26 protein-coding genes are annotated in these 26,601 nt (G+C 33.3%); 17 read left to right on the forward strand and 9 right to left on the reverse strand.

Annotated elements, in window-relative coordinates; all coding sequences use genetic code 11:
- Nucleotides 1-126: 126 nt before the first annotated feature.
- Nucleotides 127-2,277 (forward strand): TonB-dependent receptor, encoded by a 2,151-nt coding sequence (locus B2U95_RS03410; protein WP_296312838.1) that lies wholly within the window; start codon nt 127-129, stop codon nt 2,275-2,277.
- 89 nt (nt 2,278-2,366) lie between these two features.
- On the forward strand, nt 2,367-2,609 hold the full coding sequence (locus B2U95_RS03415) for a hypothetical protein (protein WP_296312840.1): 243 nt from the start codon (nt 2,367-2,369) through the stop codon (nt 2,607-2,609).
- A gap of 74 nt (nt 2,610-2,683) precedes the next feature.
- On the opposite strand, the gene B2U95_RS03420 is transcribed toward B2U95_RS03415, so the two are convergent.
- Together B2U95_RS03420 and B2U95_RS03425 are read right to left on the reverse strand one after the other, a co-directional pair.
- Nucleotides 2,684-3,205 carry a GNAT family N-acetyltransferase gene (locus tag B2U95_RS03420; protein ID WP_296312842.1) on the reverse strand — a complete coding sequence of 174 codons (522 nt, stop codon included), beginning with the start codon at nt 3,203-3,205 and terminating at the stop codon, nt 2,684-2,686.
- Nucleotides 3,206-3,409: 204 nt separating this feature from the next.
- On the reverse strand, nt 3,410-3,964 hold the full coding sequence (locus B2U95_RS03425) for a thioredoxin family protein (RefSeq protein ID WP_296312844.1): 555 nt from the start codon (nt 3,962-3,964) through the stop codon (nt 3,410-3,412).
- A 57-nt stretch (nt 3,965-4,021) separates the two neighbouring features.
- Between B2U95_RS03425 and B2U95_RS03430 the strand changes: the two genes are divergently transcribed.
- From B2U95_RS03430 to B2U95_RS03440, 3 genes are all read left to right on the forward strand, one after another.
- Entirely contained in the window at nt 4,022-4,357 is a 336-nt protein-coding gene (locus B2U95_RS03430) for a tRNA-binding protein (protein ID WP_296312848.1), read from the forward strand.
- A gap of 122 nt (nt 4,358-4,479) precedes the next feature.
- Entirely contained in the window at nt 4,480-4,971 is a 492-nt protein-coding gene (locus B2U95_RS03435) for an RNA polymerase sigma factor (protein ID WP_296312851.1), read from the forward strand.
- Nucleotides 4,947-5,597, forward strand: coding sequence for a hypothetical protein (locus tag B2U95_RS03440; RefSeq protein ID WP_296312854.1), 651 nt, complete (start codon nt 4,947-4,949; stop codon nt 5,595-5,597). Before B2U95_RS03435 ends, B2U95_RS03440 begins: the two co-directional genes overlap by 25 nt.
- 128 nt (nt 5,598-5,725) lie before the next feature.
- Here B2U95_RS03440 and B2U95_RS03445 read toward each other — a convergent pair whose 3' ends face one another.
- The 3 genes from B2U95_RS03445 to B2U95_RS03455 form a co-directional block, all read right to left on the reverse strand.
- Complete coding sequence (locus B2U95_RS03445) at nt 5,726-8,239, reverse strand: M14 family zinc carboxypeptidase (RefSeq protein ID WP_296312857.1); 2,514 nt, start codon at nt 8,237-8,239, stop codon at nt 5,726-5,728.
- Nucleotides 8,240-8,326: 87 nt separating this feature from the next.
- The gene (locus B2U95_RS03450; protein ID WP_296312859.1) at nt 8,327-8,719 is read right to left on the reverse strand and encodes a PUR family DNA/RNA-binding protein; all 393 of its coding nucleotides are present in this window, start codon (nt 8,717-8,719) and stop codon (nt 8,327-8,329) included.
- Between the two features lie 68 nt (nt 8,720-8,787).
- Nucleotides 8,788-10,542 carry an ABC transporter ATP-binding protein gene (locus tag B2U95_RS03455; protein WP_296312864.1) on the reverse strand — a complete coding sequence of 585 codons (1,755 nt, stop codon included), beginning with the start codon at nt 10,540-10,542 and terminating at the stop codon, nt 8,788-8,790.
- A gap of 133 nt (nt 10,543-10,675) precedes the next feature.
- Between B2U95_RS03455 and B2U95_RS03460 the strand changes: the two genes are divergently transcribed.
- The 4 genes from B2U95_RS03460 to yajC all read left to right on the forward strand — a co-directional run bounded on the left by B2U95_RS03460 (nt 10,676) and on the right by yajC (nt 13,817).
- Nucleotides 10,676-11,779 (forward strand): Glu/Leu/Phe/Val family dehydrogenase, encoded by a 1,104-nt coding sequence (locus B2U95_RS03460; RefSeq protein WP_296312866.1) that lies wholly within the window; start codon nt 10,676-10,678, stop codon nt 11,777-11,779.
- Between the two features lie 107 nt (nt 11,780-11,886).
- Nucleotides 11,887-12,831, forward strand: a complete 945-nt coding sequence (gene nusB / locus B2U95_RS03465) for a transcription antitermination factor NusB (RefSeq protein WP_296312868.1) — start codon at nt 11,887-11,889, stop codon at nt 12,829-12,831.
- Nucleotides 12,832-12,955: 124 nt separating this feature from the next.
- Nucleotides 12,956-13,516: a DUF1573 domain-containing protein gene (locus B2U95_RS03470; protein ID WP_296312871.1), complete on the forward strand. Its 561-nt coding sequence runs from the start codon at nt 12,956-12,958 to the stop codon at nt 13,514-13,516.
- A gap of 10 nt (nt 13,517-13,526) precedes the next feature.
- A complete protein-coding gene (yajC, locus tag B2U95_RS03475) occupies nt 13,527-13,817 on the forward strand; it encodes a preprotein translocase subunit YajC (protein WP_296312873.1) in 291 nt (96 codons plus the stop codon).
- 134 nt (nt 13,818-13,951) lie between these two features.
- Here yajC and pepT read toward each other — a convergent pair whose 3' ends face one another.
- Nucleotides 13,952-15,190 carry a peptidase T gene (pepT, locus tag B2U95_RS03480; protein WP_296312876.1) on the reverse strand — a complete coding sequence of 413 codons (1,239 nt, stop codon included), beginning with the start codon at nt 15,188-15,190 and terminating at the stop codon, nt 13,952-13,954.
- Nucleotides 15,191-15,281: 91 nt separating this feature from the next.
- Between pepT and B2U95_RS03485 the strand changes: the two genes are divergently transcribed.
- The 3 genes from B2U95_RS03485 to B2U95_RS03495 are packed head-to-tail and all read left to right on the forward strand — an operon-like array spanning nt 15,282 to nt 17,837.
- Complete coding sequence (locus B2U95_RS03485; protein WP_296312878.1) at nt 15,282-16,316, forward strand: quinone-dependent dihydroorotate dehydrogenase; 1,035 nt, start codon at nt 15,282-15,284, stop codon at nt 16,314-16,316.
- Between the two features lies 1 nt (nt 16,317).
- The gene (locus tag B2U95_RS03490; protein ID WP_296312881.1) at nt 16,318-16,935 is read left to right on the forward strand and encodes a LysE family translocator; all 618 of its coding nucleotides are present in this window, start codon (nt 16,318-16,320) and stop codon (nt 16,933-16,935) included.
- A 38-nt stretch (nt 16,936-16,973) separates the two neighbouring features.
- Nucleotides 16,974-17,837, forward strand: coding sequence for a hydroxymethylglutaryl-CoA lyase (locus B2U95_RS03495; protein ID WP_296312882.1), 864 nt, complete (start codon nt 16,974-16,976; stop codon nt 17,835-17,837).
- Nucleotides 17,838-17,891: 54 nt separating this feature from the next.
- Here the strand turns inward: B2U95_RS03495 and B2U95_RS03500 are convergent, their stop codons facing one another.
- From B2U95_RS03500 to B2U95_RS03510, 3 genes are all read right to left on the reverse strand, one after another.
- On the reverse strand, nt 17,892-18,176 hold the full coding sequence (locus B2U95_RS03500) for a T9SS type A sorting domain-containing protein (protein WP_296312885.1): 285 nt from the start codon (nt 18,174-18,176) through the stop codon (nt 17,892-17,894).
- Between the two features lie 93 nt (nt 18,177-18,269).
- Nucleotides 18,270-18,647, reverse strand: coding sequence for a hypothetical protein (locus B2U95_RS03505; RefSeq protein ID WP_296312887.1), 378 nt, complete (start codon nt 18,645-18,647; stop codon nt 18,270-18,272).
- Between the two features lie 130 nt (nt 18,648-18,777).
- Entirely contained in the window at nt 18,778-19,128 is a 351-nt protein-coding gene (locus B2U95_RS03510) for a T9SS type A sorting domain-containing protein (protein ID WP_296312889.1), read from the reverse strand.
- A gap of 452 nt (nt 19,129-19,580) precedes the next feature.
- On the opposite strand from B2U95_RS03510, the gene B2U95_RS03515 reads away from it, so the two are divergent.
- The 5 genes from B2U95_RS03515 to B2U95_RS03535 form a co-directional block, all read left to right on the forward strand.
- Nucleotides 19,581-20,744 (forward strand): hypothetical protein, encoded by a 1,164-nt coding sequence (locus B2U95_RS03515; RefSeq protein ID WP_296312892.1) that lies wholly within the window; start codon nt 19,581-19,583, stop codon nt 20,742-20,744.
- Between the two features lie 71 nt (nt 20,745-20,815).
- On the forward strand, nt 20,816-21,943 hold the full coding sequence (locus tag B2U95_RS03520) for an imelysin family protein (RefSeq protein ID WP_296312895.1): 1,128 nt from the start codon (nt 20,816-20,818) through the stop codon (nt 21,941-21,943).
- A 3-nt stretch (nt 21,944-21,946) separates the two neighbouring features.
- Complete coding sequence (locus B2U95_RS03525; protein WP_296312897.1) at nt 21,947-23,308, forward strand: HTTM domain-containing protein; 1,362 nt, start codon at nt 21,947-21,949, stop codon at nt 23,306-23,308.
- Nucleotides 23,298-25,778 (forward strand): TonB-dependent receptor domain-containing protein, encoded by a 2,481-nt coding sequence (locus B2U95_RS03530; RefSeq protein ID WP_296312900.1) that lies wholly within the window; start codon nt 23,298-23,300, stop codon nt 25,776-25,778. The genes B2U95_RS03525 and B2U95_RS03530 overlap by 11 nt, the downstream gene beginning before the upstream one ends.
- Before the next feature lie 67 nt (nt 25,779-25,845).
- Nucleotides 25,846-26,601 (forward strand): extracellular solute-binding protein (locus tag B2U95_RS03535; RefSeq protein WP_296312901.1); only part of this gene is annotated, 756 nt, incomplete at its 3' end.

The raw sequence follows: 26,601 nt of genomic DNA on the forward strand, positions 1-26,601 counted from the left end.
TTGGCCAAATATATTCAATTCGTCATTGAAATTTCACAGTTCGGTATAATAGAATTTTTAGATAGTTAAAAATGATTGAAGTTTGTCTCACAATCAAGAAACGAACTTTTAATCATCAATCAATAAATGAAAAATCTAATCACAATCCTTGTATTAACTCTAGCATTAGTTACTCATGCACAAACCACCATATCTGGTAAAGTAGTAGACAACAAAAACCAACCAATATATGGTGCAAATGTATATTTAGATGGTACTTACGATGGTGTAACATCTAACGAAGAAGGTAAGTTTTTATTTACTACAGAACAAGACGGTATTCAATCTCTAGTTGTTTCATTTATGTCTTACGAAACAAAAACAATAGTAGAGGATGTTTCAAAACTATCTAACCTCCTAATTAAATTAAGAGAAGATGTTGAAACATTAGACACTGTAGTTTTAAGTGCTGGTACTTTTGAAGCAAACGATAACAGTAAAGTTTCAGTCTTAAAACCTTTAGATGTTGTAACCACTGCAAGTGCCTTAGGTGATTTTGTTGGAGCGCTTCAAACATTACCAGGTACCTCAAACGTCGCGGAAGATGGTCGTTTATTTGTACGTGGTGGAGATGCTGACGAAACGCAAATTTTTATTGATGGTATTAGAGTATTTACACCTTACACACCAACAACTAATAATATTCCGACACGAGGGCGTTATTCACCTTTTTTATTCGATGGTATTACGTTTTCGACTGGTGGTTATTCGTCTGAATATGGACAAGCCTTATCGAGTGTATTGCTTTTAAATACCATAGATGAACCAGATCAAGAAAAAACAGATATTGGTATTATGTCGGTTGGTGCAACGTTAGGAAATACGCAAAAATGGGAGAAATCATCACTTAGTTTTAATGCGTCTTACATTAATTTATCACCTTATTTAGCTGTTTTTGAAGATAGAAACGATTGGGAAACTCCTTATCAAGGTGCACAGGGTGAGTTGGTGTTTAGGCAACGGTTAGATAGTGGTATACTAAAATTCTACGCTGCTTTTGATACCTCTAAGTTTAGGTTAACACAAGAAGATATCAATTTAGAAGATGGTTTAAATCTTAAATTGAACAATAACAATTTCTACCTCAATACATCCTATAAAGGTGTGTTAGGTAATAGCTGGACGCTAACTACAGGTTTGAGTTATACCTATGCCAATACTAAAACAGGAATTCTTAGTAGTGATATTGACGATACAGAAAATTCAGCACACATAAAATTGAAACTTAAAAAACGTTTTAATAGTCGGTTTAAATTAAGCTTTGGTGTAGAGCAATTTAGTACAGATTTTGATGAGAATTTTAAGGATGGATCAATTGATGCAACTTATGGTTTTAAAAATAATATTACCGCTGGTTTTGCTGAAGCAGATCTTATTTTCTCTAAAGATTTAGCTTTAAAAGTTGGTTTACGTGCAGACTACAGCTCTATTTTCAATGACACTGATATTGCGCCAAGAATCGCATTGGCTTATAAGATATCAAAGAATGGGCAGTTTTCTTTAGCTTATGGTAACTTCTTTCAGAATCCGAATAGTAGTGCTTTAAAATTTGAACAGGATTTGAAAGCACAGAAAACATCACACTATATTTTTAACTATCAGTATGTAAATGATGGAAAAATATTTAGAGCTGAAGTGTATAGAAAAGATTATGATAATTTGGTGAAATTTGATACTGATTTTGAAAGTTTCGACAGTGACTTCACATCATCTGGTGATGGCTATGCACAAGGATTAGATCTGTTTTGGCGAGATAATACAAGTATTAAAAATTTAGATTATTGGGTGAGCTATTCGTATTTAGATACAGAGCGCGATCATAGAAATTTCCGAGAAGCAGCACAGCCAAATTTTGCTACTAAACATAATTTTTCGTTAGTAGGTAAGTATTGGGTTGAGAGTTGGAAGAGCCAGATTGGTTTGGCTTATGGCTTTTCATCTGGTAGACCATATACAAACCCAAACACTATAGATTTCTTGGGTGAACGCACTAAAGCATTTAACAGTTTAAGTCTAAATTGGGCGTATTTATTAGATGAGCAGAAAATACTTTACTTCTCAGTGAATAACGTTCTAGGGTTTACAAACATTAATGGTTACCAATATGCTAATACAACAGACATGAATGGACAGTTTAGCAGACAAGCCCTAACACCTGCTGCAGATCAGTTCTTTTTTGTGGGTTTCTTCTGGACGATCAGTGAAAACGGAACCGATAACCAATTGGATAATTTATAATTTAAAGTATTAAATTTTAAGTAATTATGACTTTTATCATATCTTTTGTGATATCTGATGATTAGCTTTAGATTATAAAATTAAAAGTCATGAAACTCAAGAAAAACTCAAAAGCCAATATCGGTCGAAACAGTAGTTTATATTTTGCTATTGGCTTAAACGTAATGTTAATCTTAACATATTTAGTCTTAGAACATAAGACTTACGACAAAAATGCTACTAAGACTGATATCTTAATGTTGGCAGATCAAATAGAGGATGATATTCCTATTATAGTTTTGAATATAACACCAACTCCACCAAAACCAATTAATTTTAAGCTAGAACAATAGTAAATAAATACCTAATAAAAAGGTTTAAGCCTTTTTAATTAATTATAAAGCCCCAGAAATGAGGTTTTGTAATTTTAGTAATAAGGATTTTGAATGATATACCAATTACACACATCACCTTCATACGTAAATTGACCAGAAGGTTTTAGACCAACTTTTTTTAGAATAACATTAGAAGCTATATTGCCAATATCTGCAGCCGCACAAATTTCTTTGAGTTTTAAATCTTTAAAACCATAATCCAATGATGCTATAGCAGCTTCTGTAGCATAGCCTTTTCCCCAATGCTGTTCTTTAAGTCTGTAACCAAGATCATAATAATCGAATGCTTTGCGTAGGTTTTGTTCAAATTTCAAACCAGACCAGCCTAAAAAAGTATTTGTAGCTTTATCTATAATTGCGAGACGACCAATACCATTGGTTTTATATTGCTCTAAGATATTAGCTATTGCAGCTTTAGATTGGTCTATAGTCTTTACAGGATTATTACCTAAATAGATATGAACATTTGGGTTAGCGTCTAACTCAAAGAAGTCTTGTGCATCATCTTCTGTTATTGGTCTTAAGATTAGACGTTTTGTTTCTATTTGTTTCAAATTTATTGAGGTTGTTTGTGTTGTGGAAGTAGTACTTTTTTATTTGTTATATATAAATGTTAGCCTTTAGTTATTTCTCAATGATTCATTTTTTATCATTGTTAATTGTTCTGTGGTAATAAAGTACAACGTATTATATAATTATAAATATAGTTTTATCCTTAACTATTTAAAGGATATGAGTAACTTTTTGTTTTTACACAATTACTTCCACTTAATATTACAACCCATACTCGGTTTTTGTTCAGAATTCACAGACTCATTATTTATTAAAGCATTTATTGCTGCTCTTAGATCTTTTCCTGTTACAGGTTTACCATTACCAGGTCTAGAATCGTCTAACTGACCTGCATATACTAAAGATAAATCACCATCAAATAAAAAGAAATCTGGCGTGCAAGCCGCATCATAAGCTTTTGCAACGTCTTGGTTGTCGTCATACAAATAAGAAAATGGATAATTATTTTCTTTTGCATGTTGTTTCATTAATTCTGGCCCATCTTGCGGATAATTTTCTGCATCATTACTAGATATAGCAATACTAGTAATACCTTTTAATTTATAATCATTAGCCAATGCCACTAATTGTTCATTCACGAGGATTACAAAAGGGCAATGGTTACAGATAAACATAACTAAAGTCCCTGTGGTGCCTTTTAAGTCACTTAAAGATTTTTGTTTATCATCTTTAGTGTCTGTTAAAGTAAAGTCAGGTGCTGAGGTTCCCAGAGGCAACATGTTAGAAGGTGTTAATGACATAGATTTATTATCTTTATTTTTTAATTAATGAGATATCCTTTTTTATGGATAATATATATGGAAAAGATAATAACATTTGAAGACTTTACAAAGGTAGATTTACGTGTTGGTACAATTTTAGAAGTCATAGACTTTACAAATGCTCACAAACCTGCGTACCAACTCACTATAGATTTCGGAGATTTAGGTATAAAAAAATCCTCTGCTCAGATCACTATGCTTTATAAGAAAGCCGATTTAGTTAATAAACAAATTGTCGCTGTGGTGAATTTTCCAAAAAAACAAATTGCCAATTTTATAAGCGAATGTTTAGTCATAGGTGCTGTGAAAGAAGACGATGTTTTTCTTTTACATCCTGAAAATACGGTTAAGAATGGTAGTACTGTAAATTAATTTCGCCATTTACTAATTGTGTTCTTCACATTTAGATCGTTTATTTTTAATTTTTTTTCATCGTTTTGTGATTTTTTGAAATCTTCTGCGAATAATTAGGTAAGCCCAAAGGACAAAATAGCTTGAGTAAGAAAGCAACATTTATTGAAATCATTCAAAAGTACAGAGGCATTTTATATAAAGTGATCACAATGTACTGTATTGAAGAAAATGATAAAAAGGATTTAGAGCAGGAAATTTTAATCCAGATCTGGAAATCTCTAGAGACATACAACGATAAATATGCTATGACTACATGGCTGTATCGTATTTCTATGAATGTTGCTATTTCGCATTATCGTAAAACGTTTAAAACAAAAGGTAGAACTGTAAGATTAGATACAGGTTTGCTTGAGTTTACACCAGTGCCTGAGACTAGTGAAAGGAGTTACGAACAAGAGGTGTTGCGTAAGTTATTATTGGCTCTAAATGAGTTTGATAAAGCATTAATGTTCCTTTATTTAGAAGATAAGGATTACGAAGTTATAGCTGAAGTTTTGGGGATTTCAAAAACCAATGTGGCGACTAAGATTAGTCGTATTAAAAACCGATGGAAGCAAGAGCTAACATCTTAAACAAATTAGAACTTATGAATATAGATGATATAAAAAATATTTGGAAAGAAGACATGAATACACTCGAAGATCGTGTTCGCGTCAATGAAGAAAAAATAAAAAAACTAGAGTTTAATAAAGCATCTAGTACGTTTGATAAATTTTTAAAAATCTCACTTGCTGGGAAAAACATGGCTTTAGTATATGCATTAGGTTCTATCTTTTTAATGTATAAAGCTTGGGGCACTTATTTTTATGTGTTTATAGTCGGACTTGGGGCAGCCGCAATGATTTTTTCATATTTTCAACATGGCCCACTTAAGAAATTAGATTTAGGAAGTTTGAGCATCATTGCCTTACAAAAAGAAATCTATAAATTTAGAATGCATACTGCAAAAACTGCTATTTACGATCTCACTATTGTTAGTATTTGGATGGTTACAGCAGGTTTAGGTTTCTATCGCTGGACTAGAGGTGCAGACGCTGTTTTAGATTTAGTCAGTAGCATAGGTATAGTTGGCGGTAGTTTACTATTGTTTGTTTTTACTTTTTTTGGAAGTAAGCTTATTTATAAAAATATAGATGAAAAATTAAAAGAAAGTGAAGATGGATTAAAAATCTTAACTAACTATCAAAATGACTTATAAGATTTGTCATTAAAAGAAAAACCCAATAGATTTCTATTTGGTTTTTCTTTTAATATAGATGTCGTAATGTTTAGAAATAAATATCGAAAATCACTCAAAGTAACATAATTAATTATTCTCGCTAACAGCTACATCTCATCCCTAAAGAAAATAGCATTCATTAACAACCTATTAGTACCATACCAAAAGGCTCTAAAATTAGTGTTATCTGTAAATGCCACAATAGTGCCACGACCTACATTACTAATTTTTAAAGGCACACTACTACTTATACTGTCTAATCTTTCTTCTGAGATATAACCACTTAATAAAGGGTTTTTAGTGTATTGTATTGGATTGTTATAACTGTTTTTATCAGCTTTTATAAATAAAGTTGAATTTCTAAACATGGGTAACGTCGCATTTTTATACCCAAAGTTAATAGGATGAGAGCGATCGAGTTGCGTTTCAAAAATAGCACCACCAATAACTTGGGCTCCTCTAAAGTCTCCGCGTTGCTCATAGCTGATGTTTTTAGCAACGAGTTTACTTTTCTTAAAGTCAATAGTCATTAGCTTTTTAGAATTTAACCAACGTAATGCATTTTTATAAGCCACTAAAGTACCACCATCTTGTAACCAAGATTTCATCTTTTCTGTATTGCCGTCGTTTAATCCAAAAGACGAGTTCACCATTATAATTGTATTGTACCTACTGAGGTCTGTACGCCCAAAACTTTTAGTGTCTAGCTTTGTTGCTATAATATCATAACGTGTGTCTAATAAATGCCAGATTTCGCCAGCGTCGTAAGAGGTAATGCCATCACCAACTAAAAGGGCAATTTTAGGTAATTCTAAAGCTCTGAAATTTCGGCTTCCTAGATCAATACCTTCGTTTAATCCAGTAGATACAGCGTCAATATTAATATGGCTTTCTTGAGCCATCTTATTTAAAAACGTATAAATTTTTGAAGTTGACATATCCTGATTTTTAGCAGGAATCATTATCGTACCATAATCGTAAGATTTACCATTTGCTTTAAATGACTTCATACTCACTTTAGCCCTAAGGCCTTTCTTTAGAACTTGGTTTAGAAATTTTGGAGTGTAATATTCATTCCACTCTAGTAAATAAGCATAGTCGCTTTTTGTATTGACTCCTCCTCTTAAATGCTGTAAATCTTCAACAACGTTTCCAGCATTAGCTGTTGTTGTCTCAGTATAATCTAGGTTAAAAGCTAATGGAAATGTCCAAGCAGAAATATCGTAAAACAAACTATCTTGAAACGTTGTGCGCTTCTCAAACATAGCATTAATTAGTCTTGTGTTTTTCTGATTTTTTGGTACAACGTAACTATAACCTTTTTTATAGTTTTTTCCGTTTTCTGAAAAATCTGATTTTATATTATGAAATTTAATATTGTGTCGTTTTAGTATTTCTGCTAAATGATAGGTTTTTGCAGCATCTTTTTCATCACCAAAAACAATGGCCTTGTTTCCTTCTTTAGACGCTTCTTTACGTGCATTACTAAAGAAATTATGCTGATAGTCTAGTATGTCTTTTCGCATACCATTAGCAGCTTCAAGTGTCGATAAAGCAGCTGTGAACTGATTCTTTATGGTGAAAGGGAAGGTTAATATTCCATTTTCACTTTCTTGTATATGACCACGAGAACTAGCTTGTTCAAACAAAATACCAATACCACCATTAATATCTGGGAAGGTAGAACCCTTACCATAATAAAAGTCGTCAAAGCTTTCTTCAGAATAATACAGAGAACCAATTTTGTCTAATGCCTTTGCATGATAGGTTGCAATACCTTTAGTTAATTCTTGGTTTAATTTTGGAGTTAAAGGATGTGTACGCGAGGGAATACCAGGTTGAAAAAAGAAACTAGCATTCGTACCCATTTCATGGTGATCGGTCAGAATATTTGGCATCCAACTATGAAATGTTTTTATACGTGCTCTAGATTCAGGTAGTTGAACTGGTAACCAATCTCTGTTCATATCAAACCAATAGTGGTTAGTACGTGCACCAGGCCAAATTTCGCTGTATTCTCTGTCGTTTGGATCTGGATTAAGATTCTTACTACTATTTCGATTCGTATTGACCCAATATGCAAAACGTTGTAAACCATCTGGATTTAAAGACGGATCAAATAAAATAACGGTATTACTGAGTAGATCATTAATTTTAGAACCTTGTGCAGCAGCTAAATAATAAGCAGCTAACAAAGACGCATTAGACCCACTTGGCTCGTTACCATGAATTGAAAATCCTTGATAAACAACTATTGGTCTATTCTCTGTATTTGCATCGTTTGATTCTGTGGCTTTAATATGTGCGGTTTGGATCGCGCTTATATTTTTATGATTCTCAGGAGCAGTTATGGTCATTAGTAATAAAGGTCTGTCTTCAAATGTTGTTCCTCTGTCCTCAATCGTAATGCGGTTTGATGCTTCAGCTAATGCATACATATATTGTACCAACTTATCGTGTGTTATATGCCATTCTCCAACTTTATGACCAACGATGCTTTCTGGAGTTGGTATGCTTGTGTCGTAAGTTACATCTTGTGGTAAGTAGTACGATAAGTCTGTTTGAGATTGAGAAAATAAAGTTGAGGTTGCTAAAAATAGCAGTAGAGCAATACGTTGCATAAATGTAAGGATGATTAGTTAAGTTCTAAAAATAGAAAAACCGTTACGAAGCGTAACGGTTTTTATTATAATTTAACAGTAGTTATACTAAATATCATCAAAACTGATATCAGTAAAGCTATCTATACTTGGTTCTGTGTCTTCTGGTGTTTTAGCTTCGTTCGCAACAAAATCATCATCGCGCTTAAAATCTTTTTGGTGACGCTCACTTATAACTTCTTCACCTTTTTCATTGATGATGTAATCTGTCATTTCGGCTAATATCTCTCTAAACTCTGTGAAGTCTTCTTTGTAAAGATAGATTTTATGCTTTTTGTAATGAAAAGAACCATCGTCGTTGGTGAACTTTTTACTTTCTGTAATCGTTAAATAATAATCACCTGCTTTAGTCGCTCTAACATCAAAAAAATAAGTTCTTCTCCCAGCACGAAGTACTTTAGAATATATTTCTTCTTTGTCCATCATTTCATAATCACTCATAGCTCAATCTTATATTTTATGTTTTCAATTCAAAAATCTTAAAAAAAAGTAAAGTAACCAACTAATTATTACATTTCTTTTTCAGAGAGTTGTTTGGCATAAAGTTCTTTATAGTAGCCTTTAATACTTATTAAGCTTTCGTGGTTTCCGGTCTGAATAACCTTACCATCATCTAAAACTATTATTTTATCAGCATTTTTAGCAGATGATATACGGTGACTTACTATAATCGTCGTTTTATTTTTGGTGAGTTTTACTAAATTTTTAAGAATTTTTTCTTCAGTTTCTGTATCAACGGCAGACAAACAATCATCAAACAACAGAATGTCTGGTTTTTTAATAATAGCACGTGCAATAGAGACACGTTGTTTTTGTCCACCCGAAAGTGTAATTCCACGCTCACCTAAAACGGTATCGTAACCTTTGGTAAAACCTGTTATGTTTTTATGCACTCTTGCATTTTTAGCAGCTTCAATAACTTCGTCATCGGTTGCATCTTCTTTACCGAATTTAATATTGTTTTTAATACTATCTGAGAATAAGAACGCATCTTGTGGTACGTAACCTATACTTTTTCTAAGGCTATAAAGATTTAAGTCTAAAATTATTTTATCATCGACTAAAACACTACCATTATTTATATCGTAGAGTCGACCTATTAGGTCTAATATGGTAGATTTCCCAGAACCTGTTTTTCCTAATATAGCAAGTGTTTCACCAGATTTAAGGGAAAAGCTAACGTCTTTTAAAGCTTCAATATTAGTGTCTGGATATATAAAAGAAACATTCTTAAATTCAATATCACCTTTAATAGGTGTTAATTCAATAGATGTATTCTTTATATCTGGTTGTGTTTTTAAAAACTCATTAATACGTTCTTGTGATGCTTCGGCTTGTTGTACTAATGACGTTACCCAACCGACAGTAGCTACTGGCCATGTTAGCATATTTACGTAGATTATAAACTCAGCTATAGTTCCTATATTTTCTATCTCACCATCAATATATTGCATACCTCCTACGTAAATAACAATGAGGTTACTAATACCGATTAAAAGAATCATTAACGGAAAAAATAAAGCTTGAACTTTAGTTAAATCGATTTGCTTTTGCCTGTTTTCATTAGAAAGACCTGTAAATTCAGTATTTGTCCTTGGCTCAATACCATAAGATTTTATGACTGAAACACCACTAAATGTTTCTTGTGTATATGTAGATAATGTAGATAATGACTTCTGAACAATTGTACTGCGTTTATTAATCATTCTACTCAGTTGGTAAATAGCAACAGATAATAAGGGGAGTGGTAATAGTGTATACAAGGTTAATTTTGGCGCTGTGCTTGTCATGTAAATCAAGGCTACAACAAATAATGTTATTGTATTCATGGTGTACATAATAGCTGGCCCAACATACATGCGTACTTTACCAACATCCTCACTAATACGATTCATTAAATCGCCTGTTCTATTAGATTTATAGAAATTTAGAGATAAAACTTGGTAATGTTGATAGATTTCATTTTTAAGATCATATTCAATGTAACGAGATACATTTATAATGGTTTGACGCATTAAAAAAGTAAAAACACCTGCAACAACTGCGGCTCCAATAATGTATAGAACATTCAATAATAATTCACTCTCAAAAACGTCTTGTGTTATTTTACCAGCAAGTCGCTCTGCAACTATATTAATTGAATCACCAACTAATCTTGGAGTAAACAGCATAAATACTTTAGCTATAATGGTAATTATTATGCCAGTTATTAAACGATATCTATATTTGAAAAAGTACTTATTTAGATGCTTTAATGCTTTCATATTGAATTTGGTTTGGCAAAAGTATTATGATAATCTTATTTTGTGGTTAATATTTTGCTAATCCTTTAATTATAATTTATTTTTGCTCTCTGTTTTTTAAAGATTCATAAAACAGCCTTAAACCTTAACTCAAATGACTTCAAATATAATCACTCCAAAGGAGTTAAAAAAAATGGACCCAGTGTTTGGTCAACATTCATTCGATGATCATGAGCAAATAGTATTTTGCAATGACAAAGATACTGGTTTAAAAGCTATTATTGGTATTCATAATACAGTTTTAGGACCTGCATTAGGAGGTACTAGAATGTGGCAATACAACAACGAGTGGGAAGCACTTAATGATGTATTGCGTCTATCGCGTGGTATGACATTTAAATCTGCAATTACTGGTTTAAACCTAGGTGGAGGAAAAGCAGTTATTATTGGAGATGCTAAAACTCAAAAAACACCAGAATTAATGAGGCGTTTTGGTGAATTTGTACATTCTTTAAGCGGGAGATATATTACGGCAGAAGATGTTGGTATGGCAACCGAAGATATGGATACTGTTAGAGAAGTAACACCTTATGTAACTGGTATTTCTGAAAGCAAGGGTGGTGCAGGTAATCCCTCCCCAATTACAGCCTATGGAGTTTTTATGGGAATGAAAGCTGCTGCTAAGTTTCAGTATGGATCTGACGTTTTAGAGGATAAAAGTGTGTTTGTTCAGGGTATTGGTAATGTTGGTGAAGCTTTAGTAGAGCATTTAGTTAACGAAGGTGCTAATGTAACTATTGCAGATATTAGTCAAGAGCGATTAGAAGAAGTGCGTTCTAAGTATGGAGCTACTATTTATGGTGGTAATGATATTTACAGTGAACCTATGGATATTTATGCACCTTGTGCCTTAGGAGCTACCGTAAATGACGATACTATATATAAATTACGAGCTAAAATTGTTGCAGGTGCTGCTAACAACCAATTGGCAGATGAAGTTAAACACGGCAAGATTTTGCAAGATATAGGCATCGTTTATGCACCAGATTTTTTAATCAATGCAGGCGGAATTATTAATGTTTATGCAGAATTAGAGAATTATGATAGACAAGAAATAATGCGTAAGACTGAAAACATTTACAATACCACTCTAGAGATTTTAGATAATGCAAAAGTGAATAATTTAACAACGCACAACGCAGCTTTAAATATTGCTAGAGAACGAATTGAAACACGTAAGAGAGAAAATTCTAAATAGACACTATTTAAGTTTTATTTCAGAATTAAATAATAGTATGTTTGCAAGGTGAATCTAAAACGGTTCACCTTTTTTTAAACCACAATAAAAAGCCAGTTCTTTACACCATGCTAAACAGAAGACACATCAGAATAAAAGTAATGCAATCCATGTATGCTTTTAAAGGAACAGAGAGTGATGACTTTTCTAAAGATGAAAAATTTCTACTTCACAGCTTAGATAGCATGTACGATTTATACCTGTCAATATTAGCTCTAATAACGGAGATTCATAAAAAGAGTAAAGACTATAATACCAAAGTTGGGAATAAACTTTCGACCACAGCGTCACACAATGTTAGTGGAGTTAAGTTTGAAGACAACCAACTCTTACATTTAATAAGTGGAAATAAGATGCTGCAAGAGCATATTACTAAGCGTAAATTAAATTTTTGGGATTTAGATTTTGAATATGTTGATATTGTTTTTAAATCTATACTCAAGAGTGCCTTGTATGAAGATTATATGGCTGACGAAGAGGTGTCTTTTGCAACAGACAAGAAGTTTATAATAGCTGTTTACACAGAAATTATTGCGCCTAATGAAAAACTCTACGACTATTTTGAAGATAAGAGATTAACTTGGGTAGATGATTTACCAGTTGTGAATACTGCAATTTTAAAAGTTTTTAGGAAACTAAAATTAACATCTCCAGACACAACATTATTACCAGACTTATATAAAGACGAAGATGATAAAAAGTTTGCTTCAGATTTATTGATTAAGACGTTATTAAACAGCTCTAAGTTTAAAGAAGAGATTACTAATAAAGCTAAAAACTGGGATGGTGATCGTTTAGCTAGCCTTGACGGAGTACTACTAAAAATGGCGATTTGTGAGTTTCAAAAATTTCCTTCTATTCCATTTAAAGTAACTATTAATGAGTATCTCGAAATAGCCAAAGAGTATTCTACACCAAAAAGTAGTATGTTCATTAATGGGATATTAGATAAAATAGTAAAAGAGTATCAAGCTAATAATATGGACTTAAAATCGGGTCGAGGCTTGATTTAATAATAGGTATAGCAATGAAGGTAGACACGTTAAGAAATGTTTAAAAATTTTAATTCATTAAAATAATTGTTACCTTTGCTAGCTGATACAATAAATAGAATATAATTAATTAAAAATAACAGTGATGAAAAAAGTAATTTTAGGACTTGGAGCATTATGTATGGTAGCCTTTACATCTTGTAAAGAAGATGCTGCTAGTAAAGTAAAATCTGATAATGTTGCAATTGCAGCAGAAAGAGATGCTAACGCAGGAGATTTTCCAGTAGTTAAATTTGACAAAATAGAGCACGATTTTGGCACTATTGAAAACGGAACACCTGTTGAAACAATATTTAAATATACAAATACTGGTAATTCTAAGTTAGTTGTTAGTAACATTAAAAGTACATGTGGTTGTACTGTACCATCTAACTGGACAAGAGAAGTTGACCCAGGACAAACTGGTGAATTTGCAGTAAAATTTAATGGAAAAGGAAACGGTAATAAAGTTTCTAAATCTATTACAATGACAACAAATTCAGAAAAAGGTTCTGAGGTTGTAAAGATTTCTGCTTTTGTAGAGAAAGACCCTAATGCTGCAGTTAAGCAACCAGGTACAGCAATAGTTAATCCTATTGCTAATGGTGGTAACTCAGTTGTAAAGTCATCTGCACAACCTGGTCACGAAGGACATAACCACGATTAATTAGACTTTAATGGAAGGATTAGGTTCAATTTTACCCTTTATTGCGATTTTTGCAGTGATGTATTTCTTTATGATTGCACCACAAATGAAACGTAGTAAACAAGAAAAGAAATTTGCAAGCGAATTAAAACGTGGCGATCGTGTTATTACTAAAAGTGGTATGCATGGTAAAGTCATGGAGTTAAACGATAAGGATGGCAGTTGTGTTATCGAGACATTAGCCGGAAAAATAAAGTTTGACCGTTCTGCAATCTCAATGGAAATGAGTAGAAAACTAAATACACCAGCTGTTGTAAAATAAGTTGTTGTATTATATAATATAAAAAGGCTGTTCATTATTTTGAACAGCCTTTTTTTTTAAATTATTTATTAGTTTATTTAACCAAGAACCAAGAACCAAGAACCAAGAACCAAGAACCAAGAACCAAGAACCGCTTACTTCTTCTCAGCAGCCAACTCAGCAATTTTACAAATAACTTCCACAGCTTTTTGCATGCTTTCTACTGGTACATATTCATAACGTCCATGAAAATTATGTCCACCTGCAAAAATATTTGGACAAGGTAATCCCATATATGAGAGTTGAGAACCGTCAGTTCCTCCACGTATGGGTTTTATAAGTGGTGTAATACCAATGGCTTCCATCGCCTGTTCTGCAAGATCTACAATGTGCATTACTGGTTCTACTTTTTCCTTCATGTTAAAGTATTGGTCTCTAATTTCTATAGAAAAGACTTCAGCTTCAAATTTGGTATTTAAGTCAGTAACTATTTTATGCATCAATGCTTTACGAGCCTCAAACTTAGCTTTATCATGATCTCGTATAATATATTCGAGCGTTGTTTCTTCAACTTCACCTTTAATACTATATAAGTGAAAAAAGCCTTCGTAACCTTCGGTATGTTCTGGTGTTTCAAGCCTTGGAAGTGTATTAATGAATTCTATAGCGTAATACATAGAATTTACTAGTTTACCTTTAGCATAACCAGGATGTACAATTTTACCTTTCGCTTTTATAACAGCTCCTGCTGCATTAAAATTTTCATATTCTAATTCTCCAATCTGGCTACCATCCATCGTGTAAGCCCAATCTGCACCAAATTTGTCGACATCAAACTTATGTGCTCCGCGTCCAATTTCTTCATCTGGTGTAAAACCAACACGAATTTTGCCATGTTTAATTTCAGGATGCTGAATTAGATATTCCATAGCAGACATAATCTCTGTAATTCCGGCTTTATCATCTGCGCCTAAGAGCGTAGTACCATCGGTAACAATTAAAGTTTGGCCTACGTAGAGTAATAAATCTTCAAAATAATCTGGTGATAAGATGATGTTTTCTTCAACATTAAGCACTATGTCTTTACCATCGTAATTTTCAAGAACTCTTGGCTTTACATCTTTACCTGTAAAATCTGGAGTCGTATCAAAATGCGATACAAACCCAATTGTTGGCACGTCGTGGTCAACATTACTGAGAAGTGTTGCCATAACGTAAGCATTCTCATCTATAGAGACATCTTTCATTCCCATAGCAATTAACTCTTCAGTTAATTTATGCGCTAAGTCCCATTGTTTTACTGTGCTTGGAGTGGTGTCAGAATTTGGATCAGACTCTGTATCTATAGTAACGTAACTAAGAAAGCGTTCTATTATATGTTGTTTAGATATCATATTGTATTGAGATTATACTCAAAAATAGACAACAGATGTTTAAGGCACAAGTCTATGCTTTTGTTTATTTTTGCAATACAAAATTGTTGCCATGTATAAATTAATTGTTCGTCCAATTTTATTCTGTTTCGATCCAGAAAAAGTTCATTATTTCACCTTTTCTTTAATTAGAATAATTTCTAAAATCCCTGGTTTTAAAGGCTTATTTAGAAGCTTATATGCTGTTGAAGACAAACGATTAGAACGCCAATTATTTGGTATTACATTTAAAAACCCAGTAGGTTTAGCAGCAGGTTTCGATAAAAATGCAGTGTTGTATAATGAGTTGGCAAACTTCGGATTTGGTTTTATTGAAATAGGAACGGTAACACCAAAAGCACAAGAAGGAAACCCTAAGCAACGTCTATTTAGACTAAAAGAGGATAAAGGTATTATTAACCGAATGGGTTTTAATAATGAAGGTTTAGATGCTGCGATCACTCAACTCAAAAAAAATAAAGGACAACTAATTATTGGAGGAAATATTGGTAAAAACACACAAACCAAACCCGAAGATTATACCAAAGACTACTTAGACTGTTTTAACGCCTTACATCCTTATGTCGATTATTTTGTATTGAATGTAAGTTGTCCAAATGTTGGAAGTCATGCCAAATTAAATGATAAGGATTATTTATTAGAGTTAATTTCTACGGTACAAAAAGCGAATACTACTTTTAATAAACAAAAACCAATTCTACTTAAAATTGCACCAGATTTAAATGATGTGCAATTAGATGAAATCATAGAATTAATTGCCGAAACTAATCTTGATGGTGTAATAGCAAGTAATACCTCCATTGATAGAACTGGCTTAAAAACAAATAATCAAAGACTTGAAGAGATTGGGAATGGTGGTTTAAGCGGACAACCTATTAAAGCGAAGTCAACCAAAGTGATTCAATATTTAGCAGATAAAAGTAGTAAAGCTTTTCCTATTATTGGAGTAGGAGGTATACATTCTGCAGAAGATGCTTTAGAAAAATTAGAGGCTGGTGCAGATTTGGTTCAGGTTTATACAGGTTTTATTTATGAAGGCCCTCAATTGATTAAAGACATCAATACATCATTATTAAAAAACACATAATTTGAATGTTGACATACTAATAGCATTTATAGGAGCAACATCAGCCTTGGCCATTTCGCCAGGACCAGATAATATTTATGTTTTGGTACAAAGTATTACCAACGGAAAATCTCATGGATTGGCAACCGTTTGCGGATTAATTACTGGTTGCATAATTCATACAACCTTATTAGCATTTGGAGTTTCAGCACTTATAAAAACTAATGAGAATTTATTTTTAGGGATTAAGGTTTTAGGTGCATTATATCTAATCTATTTAGCATACAAAGTTTTTAAATCTGATGACCAATTGAATTTGGATTCAGATAGTGTTCCAAAGAAAAGTCTAAAAGGGTTGTTTGTACAAGGTTTTTTTATGAACGTATTAAACCCTAAAGTCACTATTTTCTTTTTAGCTTTTTTTCCAGGGTTTTTATTTAGTGAAACAATACCTAGGCTTTATCAGTTTTATATTTTAGGTGCCATTTTTATGCTGGTATCATTTGTCATTTTCTCAATTATTGCTTTATTGGCTGGACAAATTAAGAGCTACACACTCAACCATAATAAATCTGGACTTTTTTTAAAGTGGCTACAAATAGTTGTCTTTTTAGGTATAGCCATTTTCATATTATTGTAAAGTTTGAAATCGATTTCGTAAACTGTATATTTGAGCCAATGAACAAAGCTGTTAAAATAATAGAATGTCCACGAGATGCTATGCAAGGCATTAAGGATTGGATACCAACAGAACAAAAGGTACAATACATTCAGTCGTTACTTCGTGTTGGTTTTGACACCATTGACTTTGGTAGCTTTGTGTCTCCAAAAGCCATTCCACAAATGGTAGATACGTCTGAGGTTTTAGCACAATTAGATTTAAGTAAAACAGTAAGTAAACTACTTGCGATTATTGCAAACACGAGAGGTGCAACAGATGCTTCAAAACATCCTGAAATTAATTATTTAGGTTTTCCATTTTCAATATCAGAAAACTTCCAAATGCGTAACACTCACAAAACCATTGCGCAATCTGTGGTGACGCTTTCAGAAATATTAGATATCGCTTATAAAACGAACAAAGAAGTTGTGGTCTACATCTCTATGGGTTTCGGTAATCCGTATGGTGATCCTTGGAATGTGGACATCGTAGGTGAGTGGACCGAACGCCTATCTAAAATGGGAGTTGGGATTTTATCCTTAAGTGATACTATTGGCAGTTCGGATTCTGAAAATATTGATTATTTATTTTCAAATTTAATTCCGGCGTATTCAAATATAGAATTCGGTGCACATTTGCATACAACGCCAACATCTTGGTTCGAGAAAATTGATGCAGCTTATAAAGCAGGTTGCCGACGTTTTGATGGTGCCATTCAAGGTTTTGGTGGCTGCCCAATGGCAAAAGACGAACTCACTGGTAATATGCCAACCGAAAAAATGCTGTCCTATTTTACTCAGAAAAAAGCGCATCACCTTAATGCGATGCCCTTTGAGAGTTCTTATAACGAAGCGACAAAGATATTTAGTGAATATCATTAATAAAAAATGACTATCATGTCAGACAGTCTCTCTTTCAATAGTTTTTAGTTGAGCTTATTTTAGATTAATTTTTATGTTTGTTGTGAATTCACCAGATGTAAACCTCAATAAATAAATACCACTAGAAAGTGATGACAAGTCAAGTAATTTGCTCTGAAACCCTAGATTTGAACTCAGCGTATTTTGAAATACTTTTTGACCAGTTGTAGAATAGATTGATACGTCATTGTTATCTAAACTTAAAGTATTCACGTCATAAACTAACTTGATTTGCTTATCTGTTGATGGATTTGGATAGATATTAAAAGCTTCACTCTTAGATATGTTTTCAATACTCAAAGTGTTACTTGTTGCTTTGTCAGAAAACACAAAACCAGTACCTACAGCATTTACAGCCCAAAAGTAACTCGTGTCGCCAAGGTTTTTAATTGTTCAAGAATTACCATAAACTTTATATGAGGCAATTTCAGAACCATTCTCAGTTGTTACTACAGTTAAATAGTAGAAGAGTCCATCTGAATCTTTGTCGCCATCATTATCGATGTCAATAAATATAACACTTCCTAAATGTAAGTCGTTTACATCTGCTTGTTCCATTAGTGTTAGAGTCCCATTTATGTTTTCGTAAAAATCAATTTTGCTTGTATCAGCAAATTCATCAGCATTTGTATCTAAAGCCCCCGAAATGACAAGATCTAAATCGCCATCATTATCAATATCTGCCCTATCGGACGAAGGATACCAATAATCATTAAGATTTGTACTTAATTGCGTGAAATTTTGTGCATAAGTGATATTACAGATCAACATTGATACGATCAATATTTTTGTTATTACTTTTATAGTATTTAAGTTTTAAAATCAGTTTTAACTAATATTTTCGTTTATAACTTATATTGTAATTGAAGTAGAATCTTCTTATTTAGAATAATTTATTAGGTTATTTTAAAATTAATTTCTTAGTTGTACTTTGATTCCCAGAAGTAAATTGTAACACATAAACCCCAATTGATAAAGACGAAAGATTTAAACTTTTGTTAGAAAAACCGGAGTCATTTTTTAGTTGAGTCTGATAAACCTTTTGTCCTAAAGTAGAGTAGATAGTGATTTTACTTACAGAATGAGTTAGCGTTGTAACGTCATAGACTAAATTTAGCTGTTTATCAGTTATTGGGCTTGGATGAATGCTAAGCTCTATCTTTTCTGCAAAACCGTTAACACCCAAAATTTCTTGTTCTTTAATATACACTTTGGTGTTAGCATCTCCATTACTGTTAAGTCCACTTAACACAAAGTCTAAATAGCCATCATTATCATAGTCACTCCAATCAGTAGAACTTAAATATGTTCCGCTAATTCCAGTTTCTCCGTCTGTATCTTCTGTAAATACTCCATTTGTATTTTTATAGAACTTAACCTAAGCAACTGTGTTAGTATCTGCACCAGTGATAAAAGAAGATAAAGATCTACACTTAACATTTCGAGAATTAAAAGCGCTTAAAGACCTAATTAAGGTGACATTATTCCATTTAAATTTCAACACTATTATCAGGGGGTTAACCTCTGTTTAAAAGTTTATTTAAATTTAGCTCAATAAAATTTTTACATAACTTTTATTTATAAATATCATATATAATACAAATAGTCTTTGTTTTGAGTTCTGTCTTTTGGCATTTATTTTTGCAGAAATTATTTTTAACAAGTCTTAATAAGAATAGAAAAAAGATTAAAATAGTAGTAATTATGAAACAAAACAAAATGAAAAACACAATCTGTACGAGTAAAAAAATAGCGCTAAGTCTATTGGTAGTAGGTGGCTTATTTACATCGTGTTCCGATGATGACGATAACGGTCCATCAACATCAACTTTAGAGATACCAGACGAGTATGTGTCAACTAATTTTAATGCTAACGTCGTAGCAGAAAATATGGTTGTAGATGAATTATCTACAATGACTTCGGCTTTCAATGCAGCAGAATCTAATGCTCAAATTGAAACAGTTGCTGAAATTCCTTATCCAGCAACACTTTCATCAGTAACCTTGCCGAGCTATCGTGCTTTAATGAATGATTGGCTAGTAGAGTTAGTAGCCTCTGCAAACTCTTCAGACGGATTTCAAAACCCTGGTTTTGGCGGTTCACCTGCGATAGGACAAGAAGGTGGTCTTCTAGGAACGCGCTTATTGGATGAAAATGGTCTAGAGTTAGAGCAAATGTTACAGAAAGGATCTTTTGGTGCTGCTTTATACAATCATGCAATTACTGTGGTTAACGGTATCAAAAACGGTAGTGCAGGTTTTGAAGATAGTGGAGCTATTGATCGATTAGTAGAGATTCATGGTGCAGATACGGCTTTTGATGTATCAAACACGACTGCCGCGGCAATCTATTCAAGAAGACGTTCTAATCTTACCGCTGAAACAGGTTTTTTCTTTGATATTAAGCGTAATCTAATCACAGCAAAAGCGGCTATTGAAGCTGGTAGCGATTTTACTATTGAAAGAGATCTAGAACTTGACGATTTCTTAATGAATTGGGAATTATCGAATTATGCTACGGTAATTTATTATTGCCATGCGACAAAAGTTCAATTAACTGCTGCATTTGCTTTAGCAGATGGTCCCGCTAAAGATGTTGCTCTAGGTAATGCCCTTCATGCTTATGCCGAAGGTGTTGCATTTGCTCATGGGTTTAAAGGAATTTCTGAGAAAATGATTACCGATACTGAAATCGATGCTATCTTATCAGATTTCTTAGCAGTTGAAGGACAAACACCTGAGAGCTTTAGGTTTTTAAATGAAATAGACTTATTTGCAAATCTTGATGCGGTCATAGCCGATTTACAAGCGATTTATAATTTCACTGATGCTGAGGTTACAAGTTTCTTTGTAAATAATAACCCATAAAAATATATTAACACAAAAAAATGGAAACTTGCTCAAATAGTAGGTTTCCATTTTATAAAATAAACGGAGCTATGAAAAATTTTAGATTGATTTTCCCTTTTATAATAGTGTGCTTATCCGCTATTGTTTGGAGTTGTAGTGATGACGACTCTGTTTCTGAACGCACGGACGATTTTGATAGACAAGCAATGCTTATTAATTGGGCAGACGATATTATAATTCCATCTTATCAAGCTTTTAGTTCGGACGTTGACGCTTTAAAAGCAGCAGTAGATGCTTTTGAGTCGCAGCCAAACGAAACTAATTTAAATAGCGTGCGCCAAGAATGGGAACAGGCTTATATCGCTTGGCAGAATATATCAATGTTTAATATCGGACCAGCTGAAACTACCTTTATGAGGAGTTTTCTTAATACCTATCCCGCAAACGTTAGTGAAATTGACACGAACATTAGCACCGGTAATTATGCTTTGCAGTCCGTTAATGCTAATAACGAGCAAGGTTTACCTGCTTTAGATTACTTGTTATTTGGCCTTGCAGAGAGTGATGCCCAAATTCTTGAGTTTTACACTAGCAATGTAAATTCTAGCAACTATGTAAATTATCTCACAGACCTTGTAGATCGTATAAATACAATTACAGATCAGGTTGTTGCATCATGGGAAGGAGATTATAGAGACACGTTTGTAAACAATAGTGGTGCGGCTTCAAACAGTTCAACGAATAAATTATTAAATAACTGGATGTTCTATTATGAGGTCACTTTGAGAAATGGAAAAGTTGGTATTCCTTCGGGAGTGTATTCTGAGGGGTCACGTTTACCACAAAATGTAGAAGCATTTTATAAAAAAGATTTGTCTAGGACCTTATGTTTAGAAGCTTTAAATGCCTTTCAAGATTTTTTTAATGGAGCACATTTTGACGGCACAACAAATGGCGAAAGTCTATCAAGCTATTTAAACTTTTTGAATACCATGAAAAATGGAGAGGATTTATCACTCATGATTAACAATCAGTTTGAGGTGTCAAGAATAGCCATATCAAATTTAGATGCTAATTTTATCAATCAAATTAATACAAATAATAATTTGATGTTAGTTGCTTTTGAAGAATTACAGGCAAATGTCGTTTTGTTAAAATCAGATATGTTTTCAGCCTTGAGCATAGACCTTGAATTTGAAAGTGGTGATGGTGATTAAATTATGTTAAAAAAATACACTACATATTTACAAAATCCTGTAAAGGCCGCACCACTTGCGGTCTTTCGGATTTTATTTGGTTGTTTAATGATTTTTTCGACCTTGCGATTTGTATCACAAGGTTGGGTCAACAAATATTATATAGAGCCTAATTTTCACTTTAAGTATTACGGTTTTGAATTTGTCACAGCATTTGGTCAATATACCTATATCCTTTACGCAGTAATAGTTTTATCGGCACTAGGAATCGCTCTAGGCTATAAGTATAAAATCGCAACTGTTTTATTTTTTCTAAGCTTTACTTATTGTGAACTTATTGATAAAACATATTATCTTAATCATTACTATTTTGTTAGTATCATTGGGTTTTTACTCATTTTTTTACCTGCAAATTGCTATTTCTCGATAGATGCCTACCGGAATTCTAAAATGGCGTTTAGTAAAATCCCGAGATACAATATTCTTGTGATTCAACTCATGTTATGTGTTGTTTACTTTTATGCTGGTTTAGCAAAAATAAATACAGATTGGTTACTTAGAGCGATGCCTTTACAAATCTGGTTACCGTCGCGTTACTATTTGCCACTTATTGGTGATCTTTTTCAAAAAGAATGGGTGCATTATGCAATGAGTTGGTTTGGAATGCTATACGATTTATCAATTCCTTTTCTTCTTTTGTTTAAAAGAACACGCATTTTTGGATTTGTTTTAGTTGTGATTTTTCATGTGCTCACGCGCGTACTTTTTCCAATAGGGATTTTTCCGTACGTCATGATTTGTTCGACGCTTATCTTCTTTGGTGGGGGCGTTCATGAAAAAATTATCAATTTTTTTAGAAGATTCTTCAAAATCAATTTTTTAAATGAGACTCAGACTTTGTACTGGACTCCTAATGTTAAAAACAGGCTGTTAGCTACCATATTTGTTGCTTTTTTTGCGTTTCAACTCGTTGTTCCATTTCGGTATATGCTATATCCTAACGAATTATTTTGGACAGAAGAAGGGTATCGCTACTCTTGGCGCGTTATGCTCATAGAAAAAGGGGGGTATGTACAGTATAAAATTGTAAATCCTAAAACAGGCAACTGGTTTTATGTCGAACACAATAAATTTTTGACTGAATATCAACAGAAGCAATTGAGAACACAGGCAGATTTTATTCTAGAATTTGCTCATTTTTTGGAGAAGCATTACAAAGAAAAAGGCATAAAAAACCCTGAAGTTTATGCAGAGAGCTACATTGCATTAAACGGACGCTTAAGCCAGCAATTTGTAGATCCTACCGTTGATTTAACCAAAGTGACTGAGTCCTTTAGTCATAAAGACTGGTTATTACCTTTTAAAGATACCATACATGGATTTTAATAAACTTATACTATTTATATTGTGTTCCTTTAGTGGCGCGTTGATGGCGCAGTACAAGCTATCTGGTACTATTATAGACTCAGAAACTCAAACACCATTGCCCTTTATTAAATTATATGATAAAACGTCTGGTAAAGAAGCGGTTAGTGATGCTTATGGTGAGTTTGTACTCACAAATTTACTACTTGGAGTGCATACCATTATCTTCTATAATGAAAATGGTCTCTGGCATGAACAAACATTTGTTTTAACTGACAATAAGGACGTAAGTGTATCTATTAACGGAATGAATAAACTCTCTGAAGTTATTATTCAGGCGAAACGAAGAGAAGTCTTTGATTTAAAACGGGCAAACGATGTGGAAGGGATGACGATATACGCTGGTAAGAAGAACGAATTTATTTTGGTAGATCAAATTGTAGGTAATAAATCGAACAGTAATGCACGGCAAATTTACGCGCAAGTCGCTGGTTTAAATATTTTTGAAAGTACCAATTGTGGCTTACAGCTTTCTATTGGCGGCAGAGGTCTAGACCCGAATCGAACTGCCAATTTCAATGTGCGTCAAAATTCTTATGATATTAGTGCCGATGTTTTGGGGTACCCAGAGAGTTACTATACACCGCCTGTAGAGGCTATGGAAGAAATTCAAATTATTCGTGGTGCAGCGTCATTACAATATGGCACCCAATTTGGCGGTCTTATTAATTTTAAGCTCAAATCACCATCAGCAAAGCCTTTAGAAATAGTGACGCGCCAAAGCTATGATACCAATTGTGGTTATTCTACCTTTAATAGTGTTAGTGGCACCAATGGTAAATTTAGCCATTATACATTTGTGTCTTATAAGAATAATTTGAATGCGGCACCACGAGCTAATATGAACCTAGAGGCTTTTAATGCCTTTACAGATCTTAATTATAAAATATCAGATAAAACGTCTATTGGACTTGAATATACGCATCTGAGTTATACAGCACAACAGGCAGGTGGTTTAACAGATGTTCAGTTTGAAAGGGATCCTTTTTTTAGTAACAGAACTCGAAATTGGTTTGAGGTGAATTGGAATTTATTAACCGCGAAATTTACTCACAAATTTTCTGAGGATGAACGTTTTAATGCCATAATATGGGGAATGAATTCTTCTCGTAGTGCTATTGGTTTTAGAACTAATCGCGTATCCCAAATTGATGATCTAGACGAACCGCGAGATTTACAAGTTGGGGAATTTAGAAATTGGGGAGCAGAGTTACGTTACTTAAAAAACTATAGCCTTGGTCGTAAAAAATCGACCATATTAGTAGGGGCTAAGTATTACCAAGCCTTTAATGAGGAACGTCAGGGGCCAGGAACAGCCGGAAATGATGCCAATTTTAACTTTATAGATTATGAAGTTGAAGATCTTCCAACAGAATTAAGGCAGTCCGATTTTAACTTTCCTAACCTCAATATGGCCTTATTTGCAGAAAATATTTTTTATGTCTCTGACGAGCTATCTATTACACCTGGCATTCGTTTTGAATATATAAAAACAGAAAGTGAAGGTACCTATCGTGCCGTTAATAGGGATCTAGCTGGTAATCCGTTGCTAGACAATACTTTTGAGGATAACCGAACCCGAGACCGTTCTTTTTTACTAATGGGTTTAGGGCTTAGTTTTAAGCCAAATGAGTCGTTTGAAAGCTATGCTAATTTTTCACAAAATTACCGTTCTGTCACTTTTAGCGATATTAGGATTGTAAATCCTTCATTTCAGGTCGATCCTAATATTGCCGATGAAAAAGGCTTTACAACAGGTCTGGGAATTCGCGGACGCTACAAACGTTTACTATCATACGATGCCAACGTATTTGGCTTATTTTATGATGATAGAATCGATGAAGTTATTCGTACAGCAACACGCGTAAATGCCTTTGGAGAAACCGTGGAAAATGGACGTATTGTTAGGTTTCGTGGAAATATTGGTTCAGCAATAATTTATGGTTTTGAAAGTTTAGTGGACTGGAATGTTAGAGAAACCATTTTTCCAAATAGTAATGAGTTTAAGCTTAATTATTATGTCAATTTTGCTTTTACACAATCTGAATTTACCGCCTCTGAAATCCCTGGTGTTGAAGGTAAAGAACTCCCTTTTGTACCAAATATTAATCTGAGAACAGGATTGAATATGGGCTACAAAAATGTACTCTTAAACCTTCAATATTCTTACTTGTCAAGTCAGTTTTCAGATGCCTCTAATGCACCACAAGATAGAAATGATAATGTGAGCGGTATTATTGGAGCCATTCCCGCTTATGGAGTTTTTGATTTATCCTTAAGATATCGATTCAAAAAATTCACCCTAGAAACAGGAGTAAATAATTTCACTAACGAGATGTTCTTTACCCAAAGAGCAACAGGTTATCCAGGGCCAGGCATTATTCCTGCTGCACCGCGCAGTTTGTTTGTGACCTTAGAATTCAAAATTTAAACATAAACATAAACATAAACATAAACATAAACATAAACATAAACCTAAACATTAAAAATTGAAAACTATGAAGCATAATATTTTAAAACTTCTCGTATTAGCCTTAATTTTTGTTGGCTGTAAAAACGAAAAATCAACAGAAGCAGCCTCGGATGAAGTATCTACAAATGAAACAACCGAAGTGAATGTTTACACACACAGACATTATCCGGCGGACCAAGACTTATTTACGCAATTCGAAAAGCAAACAGGTATAAAAGTGAATGTGGTAAATGCAAGTGCTGATGAATTGATGCAAAAAATGACCCAAGAAGGCGCACAATCCCCAGCAGATGTTTTAATTACAGTTGACGCTGGTCGTTTAGTGAGAGCAAAAGACAAAGGTTTATTACAATCTATAGACTCTAAAATTTTGAATGAAATCATTCCTTCAAATTTAAAGGATAAGGATAACCAATGGTTTGCATTGACAAAAAGAGCCCGTGTTATTGCCTATGCAAAGGACAGAATTAAACCAGAACAACTCTCAACTTACGAAGATTTAGCAACCGATAAATGGAAAAATAAAATCTTAGTACGTTCATCTCAAAACATTTACAACCAATCGTTAATGGCTTCGATTATTGCTAACGATGGTGAAGGGAAAGCAAAAAGTTGGGCAGAAAGAGTGGTAGACAATATGGCACGCGAACCAAAAGGAAACGATAGAGACCAAATAAAAGCAGTAGTTGCTGGTGAAGGCGATATTGCCATTGTAAATACGTATTATATTGGTAAATTGTTAAACTCAAAAAATCCAGAGGAGATAAAAGCTGGTGAAGGT

This window comes from Winogradskyella sp. UBA3174 (assembly GCF_002364335.1).
In the GTDB taxonomy this organism is placed as follows: domain Bacteria; phylum Bacteroidota; class Bacteroidia; order Flavobacteriales; family Flavobacteriaceae; genus Winogradskyella.

Bases quoted from the DNA above. Each gene is read 5' to 3' on its own strand.
- B2U95_RS03415 (WP_296312840.1), top strand. From the start codon at position 2,367: ATGAAACTCAAGAAAAACTCAAAAGCCAATATCGGTCGAAACAGTAGT.
- B2U95_RS03455 (WP_296312864.1), bottom strand. From the start codon at position 10,542: ATGAAAGCATTAAAGCATCTAAATAAGTACTTTTTCAAATATAGATAT.
- B2U95_RS03525 (WP_296312897.1), top strand. From the start codon at position 21,947: ATGTTAAAAAAATACACTACATATTTACAAAATCCTGTAAAGGCCGCA.
- B2U95_RS03430 (WP_296312848.1), top strand. From the start codon at position 4,022: ATGGAAAAGATAATAACATTTGAAGACTTTACAAAGGTAGATTTACGT.
- B2U95_RS03485 (WP_296312878.1), top strand. From the start codon at position 15,282: ATGTATAAATTAATTGTTCGTCCAATTTTATTCTGTTTCGATCCAGAA.
- B2U95_RS03470 (WP_296312871.1), top strand. From the start codon at position 12,956: ATGAAAAAAGTAATTTTAGGACTTGGAGCATTATGTATGGTAGCCTTT.
- B2U95_RS03495 (WP_296312882.1), top strand. From the start codon at position 16,974: ATGAACAAAGCTGTTAAAATAATAGAATGTCCACGAGATGCTATGCAA.
- B2U95_RS03515 (WP_296312892.1), top strand. From the start codon at position 19,581: ATGAAACAAAACAAAATGAAAAACACAATCTGTACGAGTAAAAAAATA.
- B2U95_RS03410 (WP_296312838.1), top strand. From the start codon at position 127: ATGAAAAATCTAATCACAATCCTTGTATTAACTCTAGCATTAGTTACT.
- B2U95_RS03530 (WP_296312900.1), top strand. From the start codon at position 23,298: ATGGATTTTAATAAACTTATACTATTTATATTGTGTTCCTTTAGTGGC.
- B2U95_RS03520 (WP_296312895.1), top strand. From the start codon at position 20,816: ATGAAAAATTTTAGATTGATTTTCCCTTTTATAATAGTGTGCTTATCC.
- B2U95_RS03440 (WP_296312854.1), top strand. From the start codon at position 4,947: ATGGAAGCAAGAGCTAACATCTTAAACAAATTAGAACTTATGAATATA.
- B2U95_RS03460 (WP_296312866.1), top strand. From the start codon at position 10,676: ATGACTTCAAATATAATCACTCCAAAGGAGTTAAAAAAAATGGACCCA.
- B2U95_RS03425 (WP_296312844.1), bottom strand. From the start codon at position 3,964: ATGTCATTAACACCTTCTAACATGTTGCCTCTGGGAACCTCAGCACCT.
- B2U95_RS03450 (WP_296312859.1), bottom strand. From the start codon at position 8,719: ATGAGTGATTATGAAATGATGGACAAAGAAGAAATATATTCTAAAGTA.
- pepT (WP_296312876.1), bottom strand. From the start codon at position 15,190: ATGATATCTAAACAACATATAATAGAACGCTTTCTTAGTTACGTTACT.
- B2U95_RS03445 (WP_296312857.1), bottom strand. From the start codon at position 8,239: ATGCAACGTATTGCTCTACTGCTATTTTTAGCAACCTCAACTTTATTT.
- B2U95_RS03505 (WP_296312887.1), bottom strand. From the start codon at position 18,647: ATGTTGATCTGTAATATCACTTATGCACAAAATTTCACGCAATTAAGT.
- nusB (WP_296312868.1), top strand. From the start codon at position 11,887: ATGCTAAACAGAAGACACATCAGAATAAAAGTAATGCAATCCATGTAT.
- yajC (WP_296312873.1), top strand. From the start codon at position 13,527: ATGGAAGGATTAGGTTCAATTTTACCCTTTATTGCGATTTTTGCAGTG.